This window comes from Massilia oculi, assembly GCF_003143515.1.
GTDB lineage: Bacteria > Pseudomonadota > Gammaproteobacteria > Burkholderiales > Burkholderiaceae_D > Telluria > Telluria oculi.
Genome location: NZ_CP029343.1, coordinates 1,433,088 through 1,456,633, shown reverse-complemented (window position 1 = coordinate 1,456,633; position 23,546 = coordinate 1,433,088). Strand labels below are relative to the sequence as shown.

Here is a 23,546-nt window from a genome sequence, read left to right as displayed (position 1 = left end):
TTTCTCTCGGTGCGAAGCGCGTAACGATACGCGGAAAACGTGGATCGGGTGCGCGCATGCCTGTGCTAGACTCCTTGCGCATTTGCAATCCTGGATTCATGGAGAACGGCGCCGTATGTACAAGAAAGCCTTGATCGCCAGCCTGGTGCTGGCGTGGACCACGACTGTCGCATCCGCCGCGCCCGCCGCAACACCGGCGCCGACCCCGGCGCCGACCCCGAGCGAGACCGCCGTCAGCGCCGCCAAGTATGCGGTCGCGACCTACCGCAACGACGTGGTCGACACCCTGGCCAAGCTGGTCAGCTTCAATACCGTGGTCGATGCGCGCTACCCGTCCGACAAGAACCCGGTCCACATCGCGTTCAAGGCCGCGCTGAAGGAAGAGGCCGAGCGCCTCGGCCTCGATGTCGAGGATCATGGCTGGACCGTGATCGTCGGTCTCGGCAAGGGCACCGAGCGGGTCGGCATCGTGACCCATGGCGACGTGCAACCGGTCGACCCGAGCAAATGGAAGAAGTCGCCGTTCGTGCTGGACCGCACCAGCGAACCGGGCAAGCTGATCGCGCGCGGCGCCGAGGACGACAAGGGACCGATCGCCACCGCGCTGTATGCGATGAAGGCGATCCGCGACCGTCAGATCCCTTTGAACAAGCGTATCGAGCTGTACGTGTACATGGGCGAGGAGTCGGACTGGGGACCCTTGACCGAATTCCTCAAGACCCACGTGCCGCCGCAGATGAGCATCACGCTCGACGCCGAGTATCCGGTGGTGACGGCGGAGAAGGGCGGCGGCACCGTGGCCGTGACGATCCCGAAGGCCGGCGCCGCGATCCCGGCGGCCGGCGAACTCCATATCGCCGAATTCAGGGGCGGCTCCTTCAATACCCAGATTCCCGAAGACGCGGAGGCGCTGGTCGCCAACGCCACGCCGGAGATCGAGGGGCAGATCCGCGCACGTGCCGCGGCGCAGGTCGACATGCGCTACACCTTCGAGCGCCAGGACGCGAACCTGAAGGTGGTCGCAAAGGGCGTGTCGGCCCATTCATCGAAACCGCAGGAAGGCGTGAACGCGGTCAGCATGCTGGCGGACGCGCTGGCGGTGCGCAGCTGGCCGAATACGGTGGCCGGCGGCGTGGTGAACTACCTGAACGACCTGGTCGGCACCGGCTATTACGGCGAGAAGTTCGGCAAGATCGCCTACCGCGACAGCTTCATGGGGCCGATGACCTTCAAGCCGACCGTGATCCGCCAGCTGGACGAGGGCATCGAGATCGCGATCAATGTGCGCCGGCCGCGTGGCAAGTCGAGCGAGCAGCTGACGTCCGAGATCAACGCCGCCCTGGCCGACTGGCAGGCGCGCCGGCTGCCGCTGGCGAACGTCAAGGTCGGCGTGCGCGATCCGTGGATCCTCGAAAATGCGCCGCAGGTGCCGACCCTGCTGTCGACCTTTGCGTATTTCACCGGCATGAAGGACGCCAGACCGGTGGCGATCGGCGGCGGCACCAATTCGCGCCTGTTCCCGAACGCGGTCAGCTTCGGTCCATCGATGCCGGGGAAGAAGTACACAGGTCACTCGGAACACGAATTCATCACCACCAAACAGCTGCTGTTGAACCTGCAGATGTATACGGCGGTGCTGGTCGAGTTGGCCAAATAAGCCAGCTGGTAAGTAAGCTGAGTAAGTAAGCTGGTAAGTAAGCTGGTAAGTAAGCTGAGTAAGTAAGCTGAGTAGGTAAGCTGAGTAGGTAAGCTGAGTAGGTAAGCTGAATAAGCAAGCCTGGTAAGCCCGCCACACCCGCCGGCCCGACTCCGGGCCGGCCGCCCCCGACCTCCCCTTCGCTGCAAAACGCCGCTCTTGCCTACGATGGGCAGGTAGGTGTTTTGCTTGCCAAAACGTGTAAAAAATTCTAATTATGGCGTAGGTGCGGGACTACAACGATCCTGCCGGTTGGCGTCCGTCCGGACGCTCTCCCTTGCGAATCCACTCCGAATGCCAAGGGGTGTCTCGCCCCTGTGACACAGCAGTATTGACGCCCGGAAAATGCGCAAATTCTGGGTAGAAAGTGTGGCGAAAACAGCATGTTAGGATCGGCTTCTCGTGCCGCGAGCGCGCCGATGCCCTGGTATTCGGCGTGCACGCTCGCGCCTGATTGACCGAAGGCTCCACCGAACCTGAACTGTTGCCATGCATCGTAAAGAACTCAAGAAACCGGACGGACGCAATCTGACCCTGTACAGCAATCTGCCGATTCCGGACGGCATCGTTGCGACCAGCCCGTTCCCGGAACCGCAGCATGCGAATCCGCACCTGCGCTGGCATTCGCTGCGCGGCGAATGGGTGACCTATGCCGCATTCCGCCAGAACCGCACCTACCAGCCGCCGCCGCAGTACAACCCGCTGGCGCCAACCGTGGACCAGGAACATCCGACTGAGATGCCGGCCGGCGACTACGAGATCGCCGTGTTCGACAACCGCTTTCCCTCGCTGGCGCTGGAGTCGCACGATCCGCCGATCGTGACGGTGCCGACTGCGCCGGCGAACGGCCATTGCGAGGTAGTGGTGTTCACGCAGGATCCGAACGCGGCGCTGGCCCATCTGCCGCTGTCGCGCATCGAGCTGCTGCTGCAGGTCTGGGGCGAGCGCACCACCCGCATCGGCAGCCACCAGAACATCCACTACGTGCTGCCGTTCGAGAACCGCGGCGCCGAGGTCGGCGTGACCCTGCACCATCCGCATGGCCAGATCTATGCCTATCCCTTCGTGCCGGCGGTGCCGGCGCGCATGCTGGCGCAGGAGCGCGAATATTATCTGCAGCATGGCGCCAGCCTGCTGTGCGACATGGCGCGCGACGAGGCCGCCGACGGCCGCCGCGTGCTGTACCAGGACGACTACGCGATCGCCTTCGTGCCGGCCTGCGCCCGCTACCCCTACGAGGTGTGGGTGATGCCGACGGCGCCCTGCAAGGATTTCGCCGCGCTCACGCCGCCGCAACGCGAAGCTCTGGCGCGCGCGCTCAAGACCGTGCTGCTCAAGTACGAGACCCTGTGGAACCGGCCTTTCCCTTACCTGATGGCCTGGTACCAGGCCCCGACCGACGGCGCCGAGCATCCGGAAACCCAGCTGCACGCCCAGTTCTATCCGCCTTACCGCACGCGCGACCGCCTGAAATACCTGGCCGGCACCGAGCTGGCGGCCGGCATGTTCGCGATGGACGTGCTGCCCGAAACCACGGCCTATGAATTGCAGCAGGTCGAAGTCAGCCTGGAGGACGCCGCATGACGGGACTGGACATGCGGGCCACGGAGGTGGCCGACAAACTGGCGCTGCTGCGCGCGACCCTGGCCCAGGAAGGGGCCGGCGCGGTGCGCCTGCGCGGCACCGACTGGTTTGCCTGGGTCACGGCCGGCGGCTCGAGCGCGGTGCTGCTGACGACCGGCGTCGGCATCGCCGAGGTGCTCGTCACGCAGGACGACGCCTGCGTGCTGACCGACGAGATCGAGGGCGAACGCCTGCGCGCCGAAGAAATCCCGGGCGGCTTCACTTTCCACATCGAACCGTGGGCCGAGCCGGAACTGCGCGAGCGCTTCGTCGCGGGTGCGGCCCAGGGTCGCGTGGTCTTGTCCGACCGCCCCGTGGGCGAGGAACGCCCCTTGCCGTTGGCGCTGCGTCAACGCAAACTGGTGCTGGGCGACGCCGAGCAGGCGCGCTACCGCCTGCTGGGCCGCGAGGCAGCCGAAGCGATGACCGAGGTGCTGCATCGGGCCAGGCCCGACTGGACCGAGCAGCAGCTGGCCGGCGCCGGCGCCGAGGCGCTGTGGCGGCGCGGCATCCATCCGGCCCTGGTGCTGGCGGCCGGCGCGCGCCGCCTGCCCCTGTACCGCCACGCGACGCCGTCGCACGAACCGCTCGGCGAACGCGCCATGCTGGTGTTCTGCGGGCGCCGCCATGGCTTGTATGCCAACCTGACCCGCTTCGTGAGCTTCGGCGGCGCGGGTGCGGCGCCCGAGGCCCAGCGCGCGCTGATGGACGTCGAGGCCACCGGCCTGGCCGCCGTGGCGCCCGGTAAATCGCTGTCGAGCGTGTATCACGCGCTGGCCCAGGCTTACCACCACGCCGACGTCGAGGGCGCGATCCGCGAGCACCACCAGGGCGGCATCACCGGCTACCTGGCGCGCGAGATCGTCGCCACCGCCAGCACCGCGACCCAGCTCGAAGATGGCATGGCCTTCGCCTTCAATCCCAGCTTCGGCGGCATGAAGATCGAGGACACCTTTTTGCTCGGCCCGCAGGGACTCGAGAACCTGACGTTCGATCCCGGCTGGCCGGTGCTGGACGTCCATGGCCGCAAGCGGCCGCTGTGGCTGGAGGCGCAAGCATGACCCTGAACCCCGACACCTTCTTTGGCGGCGCGCCCGAGGTGAACGCCTCGGCCCCGGGCCGGGTCAACCTGCTGGGCGAGCATACCGACTACAACGACGGCTTCATGCTGCCGGTGGCCACGCCCCAGCGCACCACCGTGGCGATGAGCCGCAGCGGCGACGACCATTTCCACTTCTATTCGCCGAATCTCGATGCGACCGTGACCTTCGCCAGCGACGGCAGCGCGCCGCAGGGCTTCGGCAGCTATATCGAAGGCTGCATCCGGCTGGTGCAGGCGGAAGGGATCGAGGTGCCGCCGCTGCGCGTGTATGTCGAGACCGATTTGCCGGTCGGCTCGGGCCTGTCGTCCTCGGCCGCGCTCGAGGTGGCGGCCCTGCGCGCCATGCGCGCGCTGCTGGGTTTCGAACTCGATGACGTCAAGCTGGCCCGCATCGCCCAGCGCGCCGAGATCGAGTACGCGCGCGTGAACTGCGGGATCATGGACCAGATGGCGTCCAGCCTGGCCGACGAGAGCAATATGCTGTTCATCGACGCCCGCACGCTGGAGCATCGCCTGGTGCCGCTGCCTCCGGACACCGAGCTGATCGTGGTCGACTCGGGCGTGGCGCGCAAGCTCGCCGCCAGCAAGTACAACGAACGCCGCGCCGAGTGCGAGGAGGGCGCGAAAAAGCTCGGCGTGCAGGCGCTGCGCGACGTCGCGGACGCATCCGCGGTGGAGACCCTGCCGTCGCCGCTGCGCGAGCGGGCGCGCCACGTGGTGCGGGAAAACCTGCGCGTGCTCGAAGCGGCGCAAGGCGTGAGCGCCGGGCGCTTCGGCGAACTGATGAACGACTCGCACTTCAGCCTGCGCGACGACTACGAGGTCTCGATCCCGGAACTCGACGCCCTGTGCGAGGCCTTGCGCGCCGCCCCCGGCGTGCTGGGCGCGCGCCTGACCGGCGCCGGCTTCGGCGGCGCCTGCGTTGCGCTGTGCCGCAAGGGCCAGGCGCAGCAAGCCGCCGCCAGCGCGCTGGCGGTCTATAACCAAAAAGATGGACGCCAAGGCCGGATCCTGGTGCCGGTGCCGACAGACAGAAAGGATCACGATGAACCAGTTTGAATATCCCCGTCCGCAGCTGGTGCGCGACCAGTGGCAGAACCTGAACGGCAAGTGGCGATTCTGCTTCGACGACGAGGGCAAGTATTTCATGCCGTCCGACGTCAAGGAGTGGACGCACGAGATCAGCGTGCCGTTCGCCCCCGAGACCGAGATGAGCGGCATCCAGGACACGGGTTTCCACCGCGTGGTCTGGTATGAGCGCGACTTCGAATTGATGCCCAACGACGGGCGCACGATACTGCACTTCGGCGCGGTCGACTACAGCGCCAAGGTATGGGTCAACGGCCAGCTGGTGGCCGAGCACGAGGGCGGCCATACGCCGTTCGCGGCCGACATCACCTGCGCCATGCAGGCCGACGGCAAGCAGACCGTGACGGTGTGGGTCGAGGACGATCCGGCCGACCTGGCCAAGCCGCGCGGCAAGCAGGACTGGCTGCTCGACGCCCACTCGATCTGGTATCCGCGCACCACCGGCATCTGGCAGACCGTCTGGGTCGAGCAGGTGTCGCCGACCTATATCCAGAAGCTGCGCTGGACGCCGGTGTTCGAGACCTACGAGATCGGCTGCGAGGTGTTCGCGGCCGGCGACATCCAGCAGGAGCTGTTTGTCGAGGTCAAGATCTGGCATGGCGACCAGCTGCTGGCGGACGACTACTACAAGCTGCTGGCGGGGGAAGCCAACCGCAAGATCGCGCTGTCCGACCCCGGCATCGACGACTCGCGCAACGTGATCCTGTGGAGTCCGGAACGGCCGACCCTGCTCGACGCCGAGGTGACCCTGCGCTGCGGCGACGTGGTGCTCGACCGCATCCGGTCGTACACGGCGCTGCGTTCGGTATCGATCAACCGCGACCGCTTCATGCTCAATGGCCGCCCTTACCAGCTGCGCCTGGTGCTGGACCAGGGTTACTGGCCGGAGTCGTTCATGACGGCGCCGTCCGACCAGCACCTGAAACGTGACGTCGAGCTGGCCAAACTGATGGGCTTCAATGGCGTGCGCAAGCACCAGAAGATCGAGGATCCGCGCTTTCTATACTGGGCGGACAAACTGGGCCTGCTGGTATGGGAAGAGATGCCCTCGGCCTACCGCTTCAGCCCGCGCGCGATCACGCGCATGGTCAAGGAATGGACCGAGGCGATCGAACGCGATTACAGCCATCCCTGCATCATCGTGTGGGTGGCCTTCAATGAGTCGTGGGGCGTGCCAAACCTGACCCTGACCCAGGCCCATCGCAATGCGGTGGAAGCGTTATACCACCTGACGCGCACGCTCGATTCGACCCGTCCGGTGATCGGCAACGACGGCTGGGAAGCCTCGGCCACCGACATCCTCGGCATCCACGACTACGACAGCGACCCGGAAAAAATCCTGGCGCGCTACGCCGTCACCGATCCGGTGCGCACCCTGTTCGACCAGCGGCGTCCCGGCGGGCGCATCCTGACGCTGGATGGCTTCCCGCACCGCGGCCAGCCGATCGTGCTGACGGAATTCGGCGGCATCGCCTACGATCCCAAACAGACCCCGAACCCGGACGAGACCACCTGGGGCTATAGCCGCGCCCACACTGCCGAAAGCTACCTCAAGCAGTACCGTCGCCTGCTGCAGGTGGTCAACGAGACCTTCATGTTCAGCGGCTTCTGCTATACCCAGTTCGCCGACACCTTCCAGGAAGCCAATGGCTTGCTGAACGCCGACCGGACGCCCAAGCTGCCGCTGGAAGTCATCAGCAATGCGACGCGTAACATCCCGATGTTTCACCGCGAGGTGGAGGAGGGCAAGGACCCGGGTACGCCCTGAACCCGGCAAACCCTCGGCTTCCTGCACGGGTGGATCGACGGTCCACCCGGCGTCCGGATAGCGCTGGATGCTGCCACCCGTGACGTTGACGCGGTCGCCGCTGCGGAAATCGGGCGCGGTGCCGTGGGTGACCACCTGCGTGCTGCCGTCGTCCATGCGCACGGTGACGCGGTAGGACTGGCTGCTGCCAGCGCTGCCACCAGCGCTTCCGGTGGCGCCGGCCGCACCGCTGCTGCCCATCGACGAATCGCCCTCGGTAATGCCGCTCGACGCAGGCAGGATCTCGATCGCCAGCACGGTGCTGTTGGGCGCCGCGCTGGCCGCGGCGGCGCCCGCGGTCGACGCGCTGCCGCCACGGTCGTCCTGCATGCTGGAGCTACCGGAACCGCTGCTGCCCGAGACGCCCGAGCTGCCCGAGACGCCCGCGCCGTCCTGGATGCTCCCGTGGTCGTGCCGCTGCTGTCCGAGGTACCGGAGCTGCAGCTGGTGCCCGTACCGTAGTCGCTGGTCCCGGTGCTGCCGCTGCTACCGCTGGCGTCACTCGATTCGCCACGCATGGAGGCGCACCCGGAAATGGCGAGCGTGACCGCCAGCAGGCCCGCCATGGCCACGCTCTGGTGTGTTTGCTTCATGATCAACTCCTCGTTTGGATGTGTAGTGGGGGATGTGACGATGCCGCGCGCCACGAGGATAAGAGGCGCGAAGTGCGCCAGCGTTCCAGCTGACTTCCTTTGGAGGCCGGTTGGATCAAGGTGGAGCGTTCTTTGCGGAACCCGAACGGAGGATGATGGTCAGCGCCGACGCGCCGCCGGCGCCGGCCGCGGCGCGAGGGTGGCCAGCACCGCCAGCACGCTGGAGGCGAGGCTGGCGGCCGTGACGTCGACCAGCCAGTCGCGCACGTCGCCGGAGCGATACGGGAAGAAACTCTGCACCCATTCGTCGACGGCGCCCATCAGCGCGACGGCCAGCATCGCCTTCAGGGCGCGCTGCAGCGGCGTGCCGGTGGCGCCCAGGAACCACAAGGCGGCCAGAAAGGCGTAGGTCATGCCGTGCAGCACCACACCGGACGCATAGGCGCCGACCTCGGCGCGGGCGCCGGGAATCGAACCCGCCACCAGGATGGCCAGCAGCCCGAGCAGGGCGAGGGCATGCAGGGCGCGGCGGATCTTAAGTGGAGGCTGCAGCAGGGACGACAGGGCGGGCATCGATGCGAACGGGGAGGTGCGTGAAACGCCAACCATACCACGCCATGCAGCCACTTGCCCGCACGCCAGTAACGCTCAGATTGTCAGGGCTGGCGCGCCGTCGGCGTAATGGGCGTCGAAACAGCTTTCGCAGTCGGCGCAGAACAGGTGGGCCATGCGCACGCTTCCCTGTCGCAGGACCAGCTTGAGGTGGGTTTTCTGGCATTTGGGGCAGACTTCGCGGACGCTGCCGAAGGTGAGCAGGTTGAGCGGCGTGCTGTCGCTGTCGAGCGCGTCGACGACGGCACGCGGATTGAGTTCGCTCAGGACGAGGTCGCCTTCTTCATGATGGCGGCGGCAAGTGTCGGGTGCGGCGCTGGCTGGTACACGTAAGTTCATAGGACGGGTTCCTTTGGACGTTTCGTTGTACGTGGGCTTCCGACCGGTGGCCGAATCGGAAGTGAGAACTTTATGATAGCCAAATCAGCGACGGCTTCAAGCGCTATGACATTTTTTTTACCGGGAGTTGCGCGGGGGCAGAGAACAAGACCCGTTTGCAACGATACTGGTTTCTGAACGCCCAGGCAAAAAAATGCCCGCCACTGGCGGGCACAACCCAAGATCGGGCCAAGAGATGCGAAAATCGGTTGGTGTGTAGCACCCGGGGCGCCGCACACCTGCTGTCATCAGGCATATCGGTTGCGTGTATGACAGGTGATTCTTAGTATAGGTAGTGTTTGTGACGCGATTGTGACTAAGCGCAAAGTTCTGGCGGTATCAAATGAACGGCGAGCGCCGTCCGGTCATCAGCGTGCGTTATACGTAGAACTACGTAGCAGCGGCCTTTCTCCAAATTTTCGGCAAAAAAAAGCCCGCTCTTGTGCGGGCTTAAAACTATTTTCTTGGAGGAGAATAGTGGAGACAGGTGTAATTATCGGGGTCGGCCTTGCAGGTGTCCAATTGCGAGTTCGGATACCAGACATACGTAAAAGTAATATCTTCCCCGCTAATGCAGGATGTCAGTCGCGTACGGGCACGGTGTAGTTCAGCGCCATGCGGCCGCCGTCGGCGTACAGCGTCTGGCCGGTCATGTACGAGGCGTCGTCGCTGGCCAGGAAGGCGGCGATCGAGGCGACTTCTTCCGGCTCGCCGCAGCGACCCAGCGGCGTGCGCGACAGGATGGTGTGGCGCGCCTCCGGGCTGCCCAGCACTGCCTGCCTGGCCAGTTCGGTCAGGATGGTGCCCGGGCCGATCGCATTGACGCGGATGCCATGCTGGGCCAGGGCGATCGACGCCACCCGGGTCAGCTGGTTGACGCCGCCTTTCGACACCACGTAGGGCACCTGGTTCGGGATGGTCAATTCGGCGTTGACGCTCGACATATTGATGATGCAGCCGCCTCCGCCCCGTTTCACCATATCGCGCGCCGCCGCCTGGCTGCACAGGAACATGGATTTGAGGTTGACGCGCAGCACGCGGTCGAAATCCTCTTCTTCCAGGTCGAGGAAGTCGGCCGCATGGGTCACGCCCGCGTTGTTGACCAAGATGTCGATGCGGCCGAAGGCGTCGAGCGTGGCCTGGATCATCGCATCGACCTCTTTCTTGACGCCGACGTCGGCGCGGAAGAAGCGGGCGGCGTCGCCCAGGCTGGCGGCGGCCTGCTCGACGTCAGGCTTGAGGTCGACGAGCATCACGCGCGCGCCTTCGCGCACCAGGCGCTGGGCGCAGGCCAGGCCGATGCCCTGGCTGGCGCCGGTGACGATCGCGATTTTCTGGTTGAGTTTCATGGCGTGCTTTCGTAGAGAGGCAAAGGCCGCCATTCTAACCACTCGGCGCGGCTACCCGTCATGCATGATCGTCGATGCGCGTGTAAGTTTTTCGCGCGGCGCGCGACTAAGCCGGTATCTCCACCACAACGAGAACAAAAATGACCCGCAAGCATCTCGCCCTTGCCTGGACCCTGTTCCTGGCGATGCTGCTGTATTCCAGCCTGGCCGCCGCCCTCGAACCCTGCCACCTGCCGCACTTCCCCGAGCGGGTCGAGTGCGGCACGCTGGAGGTGCCGGAAGACCGCGCCAACCCGTCCGGCCGCCGCATCGCCATCCATTTCGCCCGCATCAAGGCCACCGCGAAGCCGGCGGCGCCGGACCCGCTGCTGGTGCTGGCCGGCGGTCCCGGCCAGGCCGCGATGGATTACGGGCCGCTCCTGGCCACGGCCTTCCGTGAAGCGCGCAAGCGCCGCGACATCCTCCTGGTCGACCAGCGCGGCACCGGCAGGTCGAACCCGCTGCGCTGCCCGCTGCCGGAACAGGCGATCGCGCAGGGCGACACCGCCGCTGTGCAAGCCAGCCTGCGCGCCTGCCTGGCGGGGCTCGACGCCGACCCGCGCCACTTCCATACCGAAGCCGCGCTGGCCGATTTCGAGGACTTGCGGCGGGCGCTTGGCTACCGCCAGTTCAGCCTGTGGGGCGGCTCGTACGGCACCCGCACGGCGTTGATGTATGCCCGGCGTTACCCCGCCAGCGTGCGCGGCATGGTGCTCGATTCGGTGGCGCCGCCCAATGCCCGCATCCTGCTGTCGTCGCGGCACAGCCAGGCCGCGCTCGAGCGGCTGCTCGCCGACTGCGCCGCCGACCGGGGCTGCGCCAGGGCTTTCCCGAACCTGGCGCGCGAGCTCGATACGGTGCTTGCGCTGCCGGCGGTCGGCCCGCACCAGGGCGAGGCGGTGGCGCAGCTGGTGCGCGGCGCCATGTATACCGGCCAGCATGCCAGCGTGCTGCCGTTCGCGATCCACGCCGCCGCGGGCGGCAGGCCGCAGCCGCTGCTCGGCCTGTACGACGCCCTGTCCTCCTGGAGCACGGAGGGCATGACCTTCGGCCAGACCCTGTCGGTGCTGTGCGCCGAAGAAGCGCCGTTCATCGATGCCGCCGCGATGCGGCAGGATGGCGCCGGCAGCCGATTCGGCGACGCCTATGCCAGGAGCTGGCGCGATTGGTGCTCGGTATGGCCGGCCGCCACGCCGGCCGTCGATGCGAGCCGCGCCGTCGTCTCGGACGTCCCGACCCTGCTGCTGGCGGGCGGCCTCGATCCGGTCACGCCGCCGGAAAACGCCCACCTGGCGGCCCGCACCCTGCGCCACAGCCGGGTGCTGGTGGCCGCCGGCGCCGGCCATACCTTCAGCGGCGCCGGCTGCGCGCCGCGCCTGATCGCCGCCTTCCTCGAGCATGCCCTTCCTTCCGCCGTGGACGGCGCCTGCCTGGCGGCGATTCGCCGTCCCCCGTTCGTGCTGGCCGACGGCCAGCCCACCCTGTGAGGAGCCCGCCGTGATCGTCGTGAACCATATCAGCAAGCGTTTCAAGACCCTGCAGGCCCTGGACGAGGTCAGCTTCACGGGCCGTCCCGGCACCATCACCGCGCTGCTCGGCCCCAACGGCGCCGGCAAGTCGACCTGCCTGCGCATCCTGTATGGCCTGCTGGCGCCGGACAGCGGCAAGGTCGCCATCGACGGCATCGACGTGATGCGCGCGCCGCTCGCCTCGCGGCGCCGGCTCGGCATCGTCACCGACGAATTCGGTCTCTACGAGCGGCTCACGCCGCGCGATCACCTGCGCTACTTCGGCCGCCTGCACGGCATGCGCGGCGCCATGCTCGAACGCGCCATCGAGCGCGTCGTCGGGGAGGTGGGGATGGAAGCCGACGCGGGGCGCGCCTGCAAGGGATTTTCGGCCGGCCAGCGCATCAAGGTGGCGCTGGCGCGCGCCTTGCTGCATGATCCTGCCGTGCTGGTGCTGGACGAGCCCACGCGCGGCCTGGACGTGATGAGCACGCGCGCCGTGCGCGAGGCCCTGATGCGGGCGCGCTCGCGTGGCGCGGCGGTGCTGCTGTCGACCCACGTGATGCAGGAAGCGGCCCAGTTGTGCGACCAGGTGGTGGTGCTGGCCGCGGGCCGGGTGCGCTTTGCGGGGACGACGCCGGCGCTGCTGGCGCAGACCGGCGGGAGCAGCCTGGAACAGGCATTCGTCGAAGTGATCGGCAGCGATGAGGGGATTGCGGCATGAGCGTTAACCAATTCGTACAGGACTTGTGGATCGTGGTCTCGAAAGAAATGATGGACGCCGTGCGCGACCGCCGCTCGATGATGGCCGGCTTGCTGTTCGCACTGCTCGGTCCCTTCGTGCTGGCGGCCGTGCTCAAGGCGATGATCGCGTCCGAGCTTGACGCCGGCACGCGGACGCTGCACCTGGTGGGCGCCGCGCATGCGCCCGGTCTCGTGCGGCACCTCGAGGCCGCGGGCGTCACCCTGCAGGAGAGCGCCGTCAAGCCGGAGAGCCTGCTCGCGGCTTCTCCCGGCGCGGTGGTGCTCGAAGTGCCGGCGCAGGCGCCGCGCGCACTGGCGCAGGGGCGCGAGGCCACGCTGTCCTTGTGGGCCGACATGGCCGACGATGACGCTCGCCGCCAGGTTCAGCGCGTGCAGGCGCTGGTGGCGGGCTACGGCGCGCAGCTGTCCGGCCAGCGCCTGCTGGGCGCGGGCGTGGCGCCGGGCCATGCCAATGCCTTGCACCTGCAGTTGCGCGACATGGGCGGCCAGGGCGGACGGGCGGCGCTGGTGCTGGGCGCGTTGCCGCTGTTCTGGCTGCTCGGCCTGGTCGTCGGCGGCTCGCACGTGGCGCTGGACGCGACCGGCGGCGAGCGTGAGCGGCGCTCGCTCGAGGCCTTGCTGGCGCAGCCGGCGGCGCCCGGCACGCTGTTCATCGGCAAATGGCTGACCGCCTCGCTGTTCGGCTACGTCAGCTGCGCTGCAGCGCTGCTGCTGTCGGTGCAGGCGCTCGAACGCCTGCCGCTGCACGAAGTCGGCATCGCCTTCGCGCCCGACGCGGCGATGCTGGTGCAGATGCTGCTCATCCTGCTGCCGCTGGCGCTGCTGGTGGGCGCCCTGCAATGCGTGGTGGCGCTGCATGCCCGCACCCACAAGGAGGGGCAGATCTATCTCAACCTGCTGCAACTGGCGCCGATGGTGCTGATGATGGAGAAGCTGGGGCCCGTGTCGCCAATCGCCGCCCACCTGCTGCCGATGTTCAGCCAGCACGCCCAATTGGGGGCGCTGCTCGCCGGCCAGGCCGTTGCGCCCCAGCTGCTGGCCCTGTCGGCCGCCGGAAGCCTGGGCGGCGCGGCGCTGTTCACCGCCTTCGGCAGCCGCCGCCTGGCCAGCGAACGCTTCGTGTTCGGGCTGTGATGGCAGGCTCGCAGCATATCGAGTGCAAGCGCGAGTTCAAGCGGTTGATGGCCGAGCATGGCGGCATGCTGGTGCGCTTCGCCGCCAGCTTCGAGCGCAACCGCCACGCCCGCGAAGACCTGGTGCAGGACATCATGCTCGCGGTGTGGCAGGCCTTGCCGGCCTTTCGCGGCGAATCGAGCCTCAAGACCTATATGGTCGGCGTGGCGCACCGGCGCTGCGCCAGCCACGTGATGCGCGCGGTGGCGCAGCCGCAGCACGAGGAACTCGATGAGGAATGGGCCGACGACCAGCCAGGGCCGGAAGCCCTGGCGCGCCTGAACCAGCAGCAGCAACGCCTGCTGGCCGCGCTGCGCCAGCTGCCGGTCGGGCAGCGCCAGCTGGTGCTGCTGGCGCTGGAGGGCATGTCCTATGAAGAGATCGCGCAGTTGCTCGGGATCTCGGTGAATAATGTCGGCGTGCGCCTGAACCGCGCCAAGGCGGCGCTCAAGGAAAGGCTGGAGGAACGATGAACGATGCGGATGAATGGGCCAGGCTGCAGGATGCCTGGGGCGCGGATGCGCCGGCTGCTCCGCCGCTGCCGGACGTGACGGCGATGATCGCCCGCGCGCGGCGCCAGCGCCACCTGATCATGTGGACGATTGCCGGCGAGTGGGCGCTGGCGGCCGTGGCGTTCGGGATGATGGCCGTACGCTGGCCGCTGCCGAACACCAACGGCATCCTGTGGCCATGGATGGTGTTCTATGTGCTGGTGATGTGTTTCGTGATGGTCAGCTATACCTGGACCCGCCTGCAGGCCCTGCGGGAGCCGGCCGGCGCCAGCCTGCGCGACTGGCTGGATCTGCGGCGCCGCCGTGCGCTGCTCGGGCTGCGGCTGGCGCGTCTGACGCGCTGGACCACCATCGCCCTGCTGCCAGCGCCGGTGGTCTCCCTGCTCACGGCGCGGGATGCCTGGAATGCGGCCTGGAGTTCGGTGGCGGTGGCGCTGGTCCTGGCCGGCGGCTGGATCTGGGCGCGCCGCAAGACGCGCCGGATGACGGCCGAAATCGCCGACGTCGACGCGCTGGCGCGCGAATGGCTGGACGAGCCGCCTACAACATGAGCGGCCGGTCCGGCAGCTCGTTGGGCCGCTCGCCGCTGGCCGGGAAGTGCTGGCGCAGCAGCTCGTTGACCTGGTTGACCGCCGCCAGGGTCGCTTCATGGAAGCTGCCCTGCCTGAAACCTTCGGTCATGGTGCGGCACACAGCCTGCCAGGTGGCGGCGTCGATCTTGCGGTCGATGCCGCGGTCGGCCACGATGTCGATCTTGTGCTCGGCCAGGTTCACGTAGATCAGCACGCCGCAATTGTCTTCTGTGTCCCACACGCCATAGTCGGCGAACAGGTTGACCGCGCGCTGGCGGTTGGTGACGCCTTCCCAGGCCGCATCAAAAGGCAGGGCGCGCTCGACGATCAGGCGCACCTCGCCGCGGTGGGTGCGCTCGCCCAGGTCGATCGCCTCGGCGATCGCGTCCAGGGTCGTGTCGGGGAAGGCCTGTTTCGCCTCGCTCGCGCTGCTCTTCCAGTGGCGCCAGGCGCGGCGCATCTTGTGTGTGATCGATGACATTACCAGTCTCCCGAAGCGCCGCCGCCGTCGAAGCTGCCGCCGCCGCCCGAGAAGCCGCCGCCGCCGAAACCGCCCCCACCGCCGCGGCTCATATTGCCGATGATGTTGCCGAGGACGAAGCCGGTGGTGGCGCTGCCCCAGTGCGTTTGGCCGCGGCGGGTGCCGACCGTGCGGCCGCGTGGCCGGAACACCGAGCGCAGCATCGAGGCGCCGATGATGACGAGGAAGATCGCCCATAGCGGGAAGCCGCCGTCGTCGGCTGCAGCCTGGCGCTGCTGCTGTTGCTGGGCGGCGCCGGGAAGGCTTCCTGGTTGAGCAGGGTGGCGATGGCGCCGACGCCGGCGACCAGGCCCTCGTAATAGTGTTCTTGCCGGAAGTGCGGCGCGATCACGTCCTGCAGGATGCGCTTGGACTGGGCGTCGGTGAGCACGCCCTGCACACCGCGCCCGGCCTCGATGCGCAGGCGGCGCAGCGACGAGGGGTTGTCGCGCGCCACCAGCAACAGCACGCCGTCGTCGACGCCCTTGCGGCCCAGCTGCCAGGCGTCGGTGACGCGGATGCTGTACTGCTCGATCGCTTCGGGTTCGGTCGACTTCACCAGCAGCACGGCGATCTGGCTGCCGGTCTTGGCCTCATAGTCGGCCAGCACCGCTTCGAGGCGCTGGCGCTGGGCCGCGTCGAGCATGCCGGCCTGGTCGGTGACGCGCGTGGTCAGCTTCGGCACCGGCTGCAGCTGTGCGAGGGCCGGCGCGCTGGTCAGCAGCGCGAGCAGCAGGATGCAGAAGAAACGCGACAGTGCGGTCATGCCGGCTTACTTGCCGAAGTCGACCGTCGGCGCGGTCGAGATCGCCTTCTCGTTCTCGACGGTGAAGGAGGGCTTGGTTTCATAGCCGAACACCATCGCCGTCAAGTTCTTGGGGAACTGACGCACGGTCACGTTGTAGTCCTGGACCGAGGCGATATAGCGCTGGCGCGCCACCGTGATGCGGTTTTCCGTGCCTTCCAGCTGCGACTGCAGGTCGCGGAAGCTCGCATCGGCCTTCAGGTCGGGGTATTTTTCCGAGACCATCATCAGACGCGACAGGGCGCCCGACAGCTCGCCCTGCACCTGCTGGAATTTCTGGAAGGCCTCGGGATTGTTCAGCACCTCGGGCGTGATCTGGAAGCTGGTGGCCTGGGCGCGGGCGCGGGTCACCGCTTCGAGCGTGGCGCTTTCATGCGAGGCGTAGCCCTTGACAGTGTTGACCAGGTTCGGGATCAGGTCGGCGCGACGCTGGTACTGGTTCACCACTTCGCTCCATGCCGCCTTGGTGGCCTCGTCCTTGGTCTGGAATTCGTTGTAGCCGCAGCCGGACAGCAGGGCGCCGGCGAGGACGGCGCCGCCGAGCAGACGGGTCCAACGGAAGAAGAAGGAATTGGTCATGATGTCGTTTGTGTGGTCAAGTTGTCGAATGATCAAAATATACCCGAAACAGGCGCGGTTTGGCGTCCGGGCCGGCGCCGGCGAGTACAATAATGGGTTTGCATTTACAAAGATACAAGGGGCTAGAGGTGAATTTCATCAACAAACTTTCCGCCGCATGGGCCCGTAACGATTCGCTGCTGTGCGTCGGCCTCGACCCGGACCTGGCGCGCCTGCCGGCACGCCTGGAGGGCCAGCCGGACGCCATCGTCCAGTTCTGCAAGGCCATCATCGACGCGACCGCCGACCTGGCCTGCGCCTTCAAGCCGCAGATCGCCTATTTCGCCGCCCTCGGCGCGGAAGACCAGCTGGAAGAAATCTGCGCCTACCTGCGCGCCACTTACCCGCACATCCCGCTGGTGCTGGACGCCAAGCGCGGCGACATCGGCGCCACCGCCCACCAGTACGCGCGCGAAGCCTTCGAGCGCTATGGCGCGGATGCGGTGACGGTCAGCCCCTACATGGGCTTCGATTCGGTCGAGCCGTATATGGAATGGCCAGACCGCGGCGTGATCGTGCTGTGCCGCACCTCGAACGCGGGCGGTTCCGACCTGCAGTTCCTGGATGTGGGCGGCCGCCCGTTGTACCAGCACGTTGCCCAGCTGGTCGCCGAAAAATGGAACCGCAACGGCCAGTGCGCGCTGGTGGTGGGAGCGACCTTCCCGGACGAGATCGCCCAGGTGCGCAAGCTGGTCGGCGATATGCCGCTCTTGATCCCGGGCGTGGGCGCCCAGGGCGGCGATGTCGAGGCGACCGTCAAGGCGGGCCGCACGGCGGATGGCGCGGGCATGATGATCAATTCGTCGCGTGCGATCCTGTACGCGACGCCGCAGGAAGGCGAAGATTTCGCGGCGGCCGCGCGCCGGGTGGCGCGGGAGACGCGCGACGCGATCAACGCGCATCGCCGCGGTTGATCGTCGGGTCGGCGTAGCCGCCGACCCGTCTAGTATCGATCCGGCGCGATCGACTCGGCGTAATCGTACAGCGCCCCGAGAATCTCCTCGGCACGCTCGTCCGCCGTCTCCGACAGCGCATCGATCTCGGTAAACAGCTGGTCCACCGTGCGCGCTCCATGCGCGCCCTCGAACAGCCGCGCCGCGCGGTGCGCCTCCCACAGCTGCATCTCGTCGTCAAGCAAGGTATGCGGGAAGTTGCGCGCGCGGTAGCGGAACAGGAGTTCGTTGAGGCGCTCGTCCTCGAAGCTGACGCGGCGCGCCAGCGCCTCGGGTTTCTGCATGCGCAGCGACTCCAGCTGGCGGCGGTCGTCGCGGCTGACGAAGCCGCCGTACAGGTCTTCATCGACGTCCACCGCTTCACCCGTGCCGGGTTTGGCCAGCACCTGGGCCCAGATCGCCTGCATGTCCGGCCCGCCGGCCGCCAGCGCGGCGTGCGCGCGGCCGCGCTCCAGGTCGATGTCCCAGCGCATGGCCAGGTCGGGCCGCAGGGTCTTGAGGTTCCCGACCAGCATCGGCGATTTGTTCAGGTGCACGCTCTTGACCGGCAGCCGGGTCACGCCTTCGGGCAATTCGCTCGCGCGGGTGAACATGCGGGTGCGGATGGTGTCGGCGTCGAGCGCGAACAGCTCGGACGGGTCGTGGCGGCAATCCCAGACCAGCACCTCGTTCTTGTTGGTCGGATGCTGGGCCAGCGGGTAGACCAGGCCCAGGCAGCCGTACTCCACCGGGAACATGCCGGACACGTGCAGGAAAGGCTGGCGCTGGCCCGGGTCGAGGTGCAGGCCCATCTCGCTCGCGACCCGGTCCTTGCGGCGCAGCTCGAGGCAGAAGTCGAACAGGCGCGGCTGCTTGTGCTTGACGAGGCGCGCCAGCGCGATGGTGGCGCGCACGTCGGACAGCGCGTCGTGCGCCGCTTCGTGGGCCAGGCCGTTGGCGGCGCTCAGGTGTTCCAGCCTGAAGCTCGGCTTGCCGTCTTCGCGGGTCGGCCATTCGATGCCTTCCGGGCGCAGTGCGTACACCATGCGCACCACGTCGAGCAGGTCCCAGCGGCCGCAGTTGTGCTGCCATTCGCGCGCATACGGATCGATCAGGTTGCGCCAGAACAGGAAGCGGGTCACCTCGTCGTCGAAGCGGATCGTGTTGTAGCCGACGCCGATCGTCCCCGGCTCGCTGAAGGTGGCTTCGATCTGGCGCGCGAATTCGTGTTCGGGCACGCCCCGTTCGAGGCAGTGCTGCGGCGTAATGCCGGTGATCAGGCAGGATTGCGGGTCGGGCAGGAAGTCGTTGGCCGGCTGGCAGTACAGCATGATCGGCTCGCCGATCTCGTTGAGATCGGCGTCGGTGCGGATCGCGGCGAACTGGGCCGGGCGGTCGCGGCGCGGCACCGCGCCGAAGGTTTCATAGTCGTGCCAGAGGAAGGTGTGCGTGCTCATGTGTTGTTATAAAGGCTGCCGTCACGGCGTCAACCGGCATGGTGGCACATCCGCGCGGATCAGTCACGGCCGGCGGCAAGCCGCTGGATGCGTCTCAGGCGCAGACGCGGTCCCGTCCCGCCTCCTTGGCGCGGTACAGGGCGGCGTCGGCCGCCGCCAGCAGGCTGCGCTCGTCGCCGCCGGGCGCCAGGCTGGCCACGCCGAAGGAGCCGGTCAGGTGCGGCAGCGGCAGGCGCATGTCGGGGAATACGACGGCCAGGCGCAGGCGCCGGCACAGGCGTTCGGCCACGCCGGTGGCCATGTCCGGCGTGGTGTCGGGCAGCACGGCCAGCATCTCTTCGCCGCCGTAGCGCACCGCGAAGTCGGACGGGCGCAGCGCGCCGCGGATCACGCTCGCGGCGGCGGCCAGCGCGGCGTCGCCGGCGATGTGGCCGTGGGTGTCGTTGAAGCGCTTGAAGTGGTCGAGGTCGATCATCACCAGCGACAGCGGGCTGCCGTCGGTGGCCGCGCGTGCGGCCAGCTTGGGCAGCATCTCGTTGAGCCAGGCGCGGTTGTACAGGCCCGTGAGCGGGTCGTTGAGCGAGAGCTGGCGGTAGAATTCGCCCAGCTTCTGGCGCCGGCGCAGCAGGGCGTTGGTGGCGCGGATGCGGAAGGACAGCAGACGCAGCAGGTTACGCGCCAGCACGCCCGAACGCTCGATCAGCGTCCACACCATGTCGGACTCGATCACCAGGAGTTCGGTGTCCTCGAGCGCCGTCATCGCCGCCAGGTTCAGCGCGTCGTCCAGCACCGCCTGTTCGCCGACGCTTTCGCCCGGGAGGATGCGGCTGGTGTTGCCCTCGTCGCCGGCATGGGCGTCGGGTGCGATCTCGAGCACGCCCGACAGGACGATGTACAGGCGCGCCTGGCCGCCATCGTCGATGCGGCGGCCGCGCGCCATGCGCACGACGGCGCAGCCGGCCACCATCGCGGCGATGACCGGGTCGGTCTCGTCGCGAAACAGGTGCAGGTCGCGCAGCGTCGTACGGGAAGCACCGAAGGTGCCGATGTGTTCCAAGTGGGGCCTCGAGCGAATCGCGTAAGGTTGAGTCCTTACAGCGATGAAATGATAGCCTATCGGACCTGGAATGCGTATTCGACGTTCCTTAAACAACAATGGTGACATGGCGGCATGACTGATTCTGACAATTCGCTCAATGACGTGCTCAATGACGTGCTCAATGACGTGCTCATTGATGCGCTCGGGCGCGCGCACCGGCCGGCCCCGGACGCGCGCATCGTGTCGCTGGTGCCGTCGATCACCGAGCTGCTGTGCGACCTCGGGCTGGCGCCGCAGCTGGTCGGCCGCACCGGTTTTTGTATCCACCCGAAGGCGGTGGTGGCGGACATCCCCAAGGTGGGGGGCACCAAGGACGTCAACCTCGAGAAGATCCGCAAGCTGGCGCCGACCCACGTCGTGGTCAATATCGACGAGAACGAAAAGCCGACCGTCGACGCGCTGGCGCAGTTCGTGCCGCACGTGGTGGTCACGCATCCGCTGGCCCCGCAGGACAACCTGGCGCTGGCGCGCCTGATGGGCGGCATCTTCGGCGCCCGGGAGCAGGCCCAGTCGTGGTGCGCCGCCTTCGGGGACGAGCTGGCGCGGCTGCGCGCGCTGGCGCGCGGTCCCGCACGCACGGTCCTGTACTGCATCTGGCAAGACCCGTGGATGAGCGTGTCGAAGGACACGTATATCGCCGCCATGCTGGCCGAACTGGGCTGGCAGGTGCCCGGGCTTGGGGCGGCGCGCTATCCCCGTTTCGACTGGTCCGAAGCCCTGGTGGACGGGCTCGACGCGGTGCTGCTGTCGACCGAACCCTACCGGTTTACGGAGGCGCACGCGGACGCGCTGGAAAAGCAGATCGGGATTCCCGTGCTGCTGGTCGATGGCGAGATGATGTCCTGGTATGGCAGCCGCGCGCTGGCGGGATTGCGCTATCTGCGCGAGGTGAGGGCGATGCTTGAAGGCGATGCTGGCGGGGAGCGCGAAGCAGGCTGAAGGCAGGCCCGGACGGGCCTGCGCTTCATTGGGTGACGATCACATATCCGTCAGGTGCTTGTCGGCGGTCGGATCTTCGGTGTGCGTGATCGAGGCGGCGCGCTGCTTGTCCTGCAGGCGGCCGATCGCGCTGTCGAGGGCGCGCGCCAGCTTGCCGCCGGCGTTGTTGATGGCCTGGTGCAGGTCGGTGGCGTGCTCGTGGATCACGATCGGCGCGATGCCGGTCAGGCGTGCTTCGAGCATGCACGAATTGCCGCCGTCCGCCTTCTTCTCCTTGTTCTCGTTACTCAAGTGAACGTCAACGCGGTTGACCTGGTCGCCAAAACGACCGATGGAGGTGCGCACGACTTCCTGCACGTGCTCGTCCAGACCCTGATGCTTGTTGATGGTGTTATCGGTATTTACATTGATCTGCATGGATGGCTCCTGTAAGTCGTTATGGCTTCATCTTACACCTCCCGCGGATTTTGCCGCGCCCGGCCTGTTGGCGTCTTGCTAATGCCACTTCTGCATCGATGTTGCTGAATTGCCACATAGAAATTATTTACTCGTTTTGTAGGAAAAGTCCTACTAGAATTGCCCTCAACCGCCAATTCTATCGAATTGTTTCATCTGGAAGTTCAAAAGTCACAAGAATCGAAAAGGTTGCGCGTGTAAAAACCGATAAAAACACGCTGACGTCCGGGCGGTACACGGCCGATGCAATGACAGGAACTGGAATAACAAGATGCAATTGAAGCAACTGAAAATCGGCCAGCGCCTGGCGCTCGCCTTCGGCCTGGTACTTGTGCTGCTGGCCGTGGTGCTGGCAACCGGCGTACAGAAACTGAGCGCCATGAACGATTTGCTGGTCAAGGTCGTCGAGGTGAACAACGCGCGTATCGACGCCGCCAGCACCATGCGCGACAACCTGCGCCGGATCTCGATCGCCGTGCGCGACATCACGATCATTTCCGACCAGGCCCAGATGCAGGAACAGTCGACTGCGATCGCCAAGGCGCGCGAAGCCTATGAGGCCGGGGCCAAAGCGCTGGACGGATCGATCGGTTCCGACGAAGGCAGGGCCCAGCTCGCCAATACCGCCGCGGCCGCCGCCAAGGTGCTGCCGCTGATCGCCAAGGGCGAAGCGCTGGCGCGGCAAAACGACCTCGAGGCTGGCCGGGATTTCCTGCGTGAAGAGTTCGTGCCAGCGATGCGCGGCTGGACCACCTCGATCGACGACATCATCACCCTGCAAAGCACGCGCAATCATGAAGACCAGGCGCGTGGACGCGACGCCTATGCGCAGGCGCGCGTGTTGATGTTCACCGTCGGCGGCATCGCCCTGGTTGCGGCGGTCGCCATCGCCTGGCTGATTACCCGCTCGATCACCCGCCCGCTGAACCGGGCCGTGGAAGTCGCGCGCACCGTCGCCGCCGGTGATCTCTCCAGCCACATCGAGGTCACCTCGCTGGATGAAACCGGCCAGCTGCTGGGCGCGCTGAAGGACATGAACACGAACCTGCGCGACATCGTCAGCCAGGTGCGCGAAGGCACCGACACCATCGCCACCGCGTCGGACGAGATCGCGGTGGGCAACCTCGACCTGTCGAGCCGCACCGAGCAGCAGGCCAGCTCGCTGGAAGAAACCGCCTCGTCGATGGAAGAACTGACCTCGACCGTCAAGCAGAATGCCGAACACGCACGCCAGGCCAACGGCCTCGCGCGCTCGGCCTCCGACGTCGCCACCCGCGGCGGCGCCGTGGTATCAAGCGTGGTCGAGACCATGGGCGCCATCCATGCGTCGGCCAGCAAGATCGTCGACATCATCTCGGTGATCGACGGCATCGCCTTCCAGACCAATATCCTGGCGCTGAATGCGGCGGTGGAAGCGGCGCGCGCCGGCGAGCAGGGCCGCGGCTTCGCCGTGGTGGCGAGCGAGGTGCGCAACCTGGCCCATCGTTCGGCCAGCGCGGCCAAGGAAATCAAGACCCTGATCGACGACTCGGTGACCAAGGTCGACGAAGGCAGCCGCCTGGTGACCCAGGCCGGCGCGACGATGGACGAGATCGTGGTGAGCGTCAAGCGCGTCACCGACATCATGGGCGAGATCACGGTCGCCAGCCAGGAGCAGGAAAACGGCATCGAGCAGATCAACCACGCGGTCACCGAGATGGATGCGGTGACCCAGCAGAACGCGGCCCTGGTCGAGGAAGCGGCGGCGGCTGCCCAGTCGCTGAAGGAACAGTCGGCGCGCCTGGCCGAGACGGTCAGCGTGTTCAACCTGGGCGCCGGCCAGCGCAATGCCGGCGCGGCCCGTCCGGCGGCGGCGGCGCCGGCGCCGGCATCGCGGCAGCGGGCGCTGGCGGTCGCCTGAAG

General features: G+C 67.1%; 22 protein-coding genes. 13 read left to right on the top strand and 9 right to left on the bottom strand.

Annotated features, from left to right (window positions below; genetic code table 11):
• Positions 1-115 precede the first annotated feature (115 nt).
• From DIR46_RS06735 to DIR46_RS06715, 5 genes are all read left to right on the top strand, one after another.
• The gene (locus tag DIR46_RS06735) at positions 116-1,657 is read left to right on the top strand and encodes a dipeptidase (protein WP_109344547.1); all 1,542 of its coding nucleotides are present in this window, start codon (positions 116-118) and stop codon (positions 1,655-1,657) included.
• Between the two features lie 528 nt (positions 1,658-2,185).
• On the top strand, positions 2,186-3,280 hold the full coding sequence (galT, locus tag DIR46_RS06730) for a galactose-1-phosphate uridylyltransferase (protein ID WP_109344546.1): 1,095 nt from the start codon (positions 2,186-2,188) through the stop codon (positions 3,278-3,280).
• Entirely contained in the window at positions 3,277-4,380 is a 1,104-nt protein-coding gene (locus tag DIR46_RS06725; RefSeq protein WP_109344545.1) for a M24 family metallopeptidase, read from the top strand. The genes galT and DIR46_RS06725 overlap by 4 nt, the downstream gene beginning before the upstream one ends.
• Positions 4,377-5,480 (top strand): galactokinase, encoded by a 1,104-nt coding sequence (gene galK, locus DIR46_RS06720; RefSeq protein WP_109344544.1) that lies wholly within the window; start codon positions 4,377-4,379, stop codon positions 5,478-5,480. Before DIR46_RS06725 ends, galK begins: the two co-directional genes overlap by 4 nt.
• Positions 5,467-7,278, top strand: a complete 1,812-nt coding sequence (locus DIR46_RS06715) for a glycoside hydrolase family 2 protein (RefSeq protein ID WP_109344543.1) — start codon at positions 5,467-5,469, stop codon at positions 7,276-7,278. Before galK ends, DIR46_RS06715 begins: the two co-directional genes overlap by 14 nt.
• 791 nt (positions 7,279-8,069) lie before the next feature.
• On the opposite strand, the gene DIR46_RS06710 is transcribed toward DIR46_RS06715, so the two are convergent.
• From DIR46_RS06710 to DIR46_RS06700, 3 genes are all read right to left on the bottom strand, one after another.
• Complete coding sequence (locus DIR46_RS06710) at positions 8,070-8,519, bottom strand: VanZ family protein (protein WP_229446521.1); 450 nt, start codon at positions 8,517-8,519, stop codon at positions 8,070-8,072.
• Between the two features lie 39 nt (positions 8,520-8,558).
• A complete protein-coding gene (locus tag DIR46_RS06705; RefSeq protein WP_109344541.1) occupies positions 8,559-8,861 on the bottom strand; it encodes a hypothetical protein in 303 nt (100 codons plus the stop codon).
• Positions 8,862-9,481: 620 nt separating this feature from the next.
• Positions 9,482-10,249: an SDR family NAD(P)-dependent oxidoreductase gene (locus DIR46_RS06700; RefSeq protein WP_109344540.1), complete on the bottom strand. Its 768-nt coding sequence runs from the start codon at positions 10,247-10,249 to the stop codon at positions 9,482-9,484.
• A gap of 140 nt (positions 10,250-10,389) precedes the next feature.
• Between DIR46_RS06700 and DIR46_RS06695 the strand changes: the two genes are divergently transcribed.
• From DIR46_RS06695 to DIR46_RS06675, 5 genes are read left to right on the top strand one after another with little or no spacing between them, the layout of a single operon-like run.
• Positions 10,390-11,775, top strand: coding sequence for an alpha/beta hydrolase (locus DIR46_RS06695; RefSeq protein WP_109344539.1), 1,386 nt, complete (start codon positions 10,390-10,392; stop codon positions 11,773-11,775).
• Between the two features lie 10 nt (positions 11,776-11,785).
• Positions 11,786-12,520 (top strand): ABC transporter ATP-binding protein, encoded by a 735-nt coding sequence (locus tag DIR46_RS06690; RefSeq protein ID WP_109344538.1) that lies wholly within the window; start codon positions 11,786-11,788, stop codon positions 12,518-12,520.
• Complete coding sequence (locus DIR46_RS06685) at positions 12,517-13,695, top strand: ABC transporter permease (RefSeq protein ID WP_109344537.1); 1,179 nt, start codon at positions 12,517-12,519, stop codon at positions 13,693-13,695. Before DIR46_RS06690 ends, DIR46_RS06685 begins: the two co-directional genes overlap by 4 nt.
• Complete coding sequence (locus DIR46_RS06680) at positions 13,695-14,207, top strand: RNA polymerase sigma factor (protein WP_109344536.1); 513 nt, start codon at positions 13,695-13,697, stop codon at positions 14,205-14,207. Before DIR46_RS06685 ends, DIR46_RS06680 begins: the two co-directional genes overlap by 1 nt.
• The gene (locus tag DIR46_RS06675) at positions 14,204-14,797 is read left to right on the top strand and encodes a hypothetical protein (RefSeq protein ID WP_109344535.1); all 594 of its coding nucleotides are present in this window, start codon (positions 14,204-14,206) and stop codon (positions 14,795-14,797) included. Before DIR46_RS06680 ends, DIR46_RS06675 begins: the two co-directional genes overlap by 4 nt.
• On the opposite strand, the gene DIR46_RS06670 is transcribed toward DIR46_RS06675, so the two are convergent.
• The 3 genes from DIR46_RS06670 to DIR46_RS06660 form a co-directional block, all read right to left on the bottom strand.
• Positions 14,787-15,299 (bottom strand): TPM domain-containing protein, encoded by a 513-nt coding sequence (locus DIR46_RS06670; protein WP_109344534.1) that lies wholly within the window; start codon positions 15,297-15,299, stop codon positions 14,787-14,789. The two genes, DIR46_RS06675 and DIR46_RS06670, sit on opposite strands and share 11 nt — an antisense overlap.
• Before the next feature lie 88 nt (positions 15,300-15,387).
• Complete coding sequence (locus DIR46_RS06665) at positions 15,388-16,104, bottom strand: TPM domain-containing protein (protein ID WP_307719130.1); 717 nt, start codon at positions 16,102-16,104, stop codon at positions 15,388-15,390.
• A 6-nt stretch (positions 16,105-16,110) separates the two neighbouring features.
• Positions 16,111-16,722 carry a LemA family protein gene (locus DIR46_RS06660; protein ID WP_109344533.1) on the bottom strand — a complete coding sequence of 204 codons (612 nt, stop codon included), beginning with the start codon at positions 16,720-16,722 and terminating at the stop codon, positions 16,111-16,113.
• A gap of 128 nt (positions 16,723-16,850) precedes the next feature.
• Here DIR46_RS06660 and pyrF point away from each other — a divergent pair, with 128 nt between their 5' ends.
• A complete protein-coding gene (pyrF, locus tag DIR46_RS06655; protein WP_109344532.1) occupies positions 16,851-17,675 on the top strand; it encodes an orotidine-5'-phosphate decarboxylase in 825 nt (274 codons plus the stop codon).
• Positions 17,676-17,704: 29 nt separating this feature from the next.
• On the opposite strand, the gene sbcB is transcribed toward pyrF, so the two are convergent.
• Positions 17,705-19,150, bottom strand: coding sequence for an exodeoxyribonuclease I (gene sbcB / locus DIR46_RS06650; protein ID WP_109344531.1), 1,446 nt, complete (start codon positions 19,148-19,150; stop codon positions 17,705-17,707).
• Positions 19,151-19,244: 94 nt separating this feature from the next.
• A complete protein-coding gene (locus tag DIR46_RS06645) occupies positions 19,245-20,207 on the bottom strand; it encodes a GGDEF domain-containing protein (RefSeq protein WP_109344530.1) in 963 nt (320 codons plus the stop codon).
• Positions 20,208-20,321: 114 nt separating this feature from the next.
• Here DIR46_RS06645 and DIR46_RS06640 point away from each other — a divergent pair, with 114 nt between their 5' ends.
• On the top strand, positions 20,322-21,188 hold the full coding sequence (locus DIR46_RS06640) for a helical backbone metal receptor (RefSeq protein ID WP_109344529.1): 867 nt from the start codon (positions 20,322-20,324) through the stop codon (positions 21,186-21,188).
• Positions 21,189-21,227: 39 nt separating this feature from the next.
• Here DIR46_RS06640 and DIR46_RS06635 read toward each other — a convergent pair whose 3' ends face one another.
• On the bottom strand, positions 21,228-21,605 hold the full coding sequence (locus DIR46_RS06635; RefSeq protein WP_109344528.1) for an HPF/RaiA family ribosome-associated protein: 378 nt from the start codon (positions 21,603-21,605) through the stop codon (positions 21,228-21,230).
• A gap of 310 nt (positions 21,606-21,915) precedes the next feature.
• Here DIR46_RS06635 and DIR46_RS06630 point away from each other — a divergent pair, with 310 nt between their 5' ends.
• On the top strand, positions 21,916-23,544 hold the full coding sequence (locus tag DIR46_RS06630; protein ID WP_109344527.1) for a methyl-accepting chemotaxis protein: 1,629 nt from the start codon (positions 21,916-21,918) through the stop codon (positions 23,542-23,544).
• The last annotated feature ends 2 nt before the right edge of the window (positions 23,545-23,546 follow it).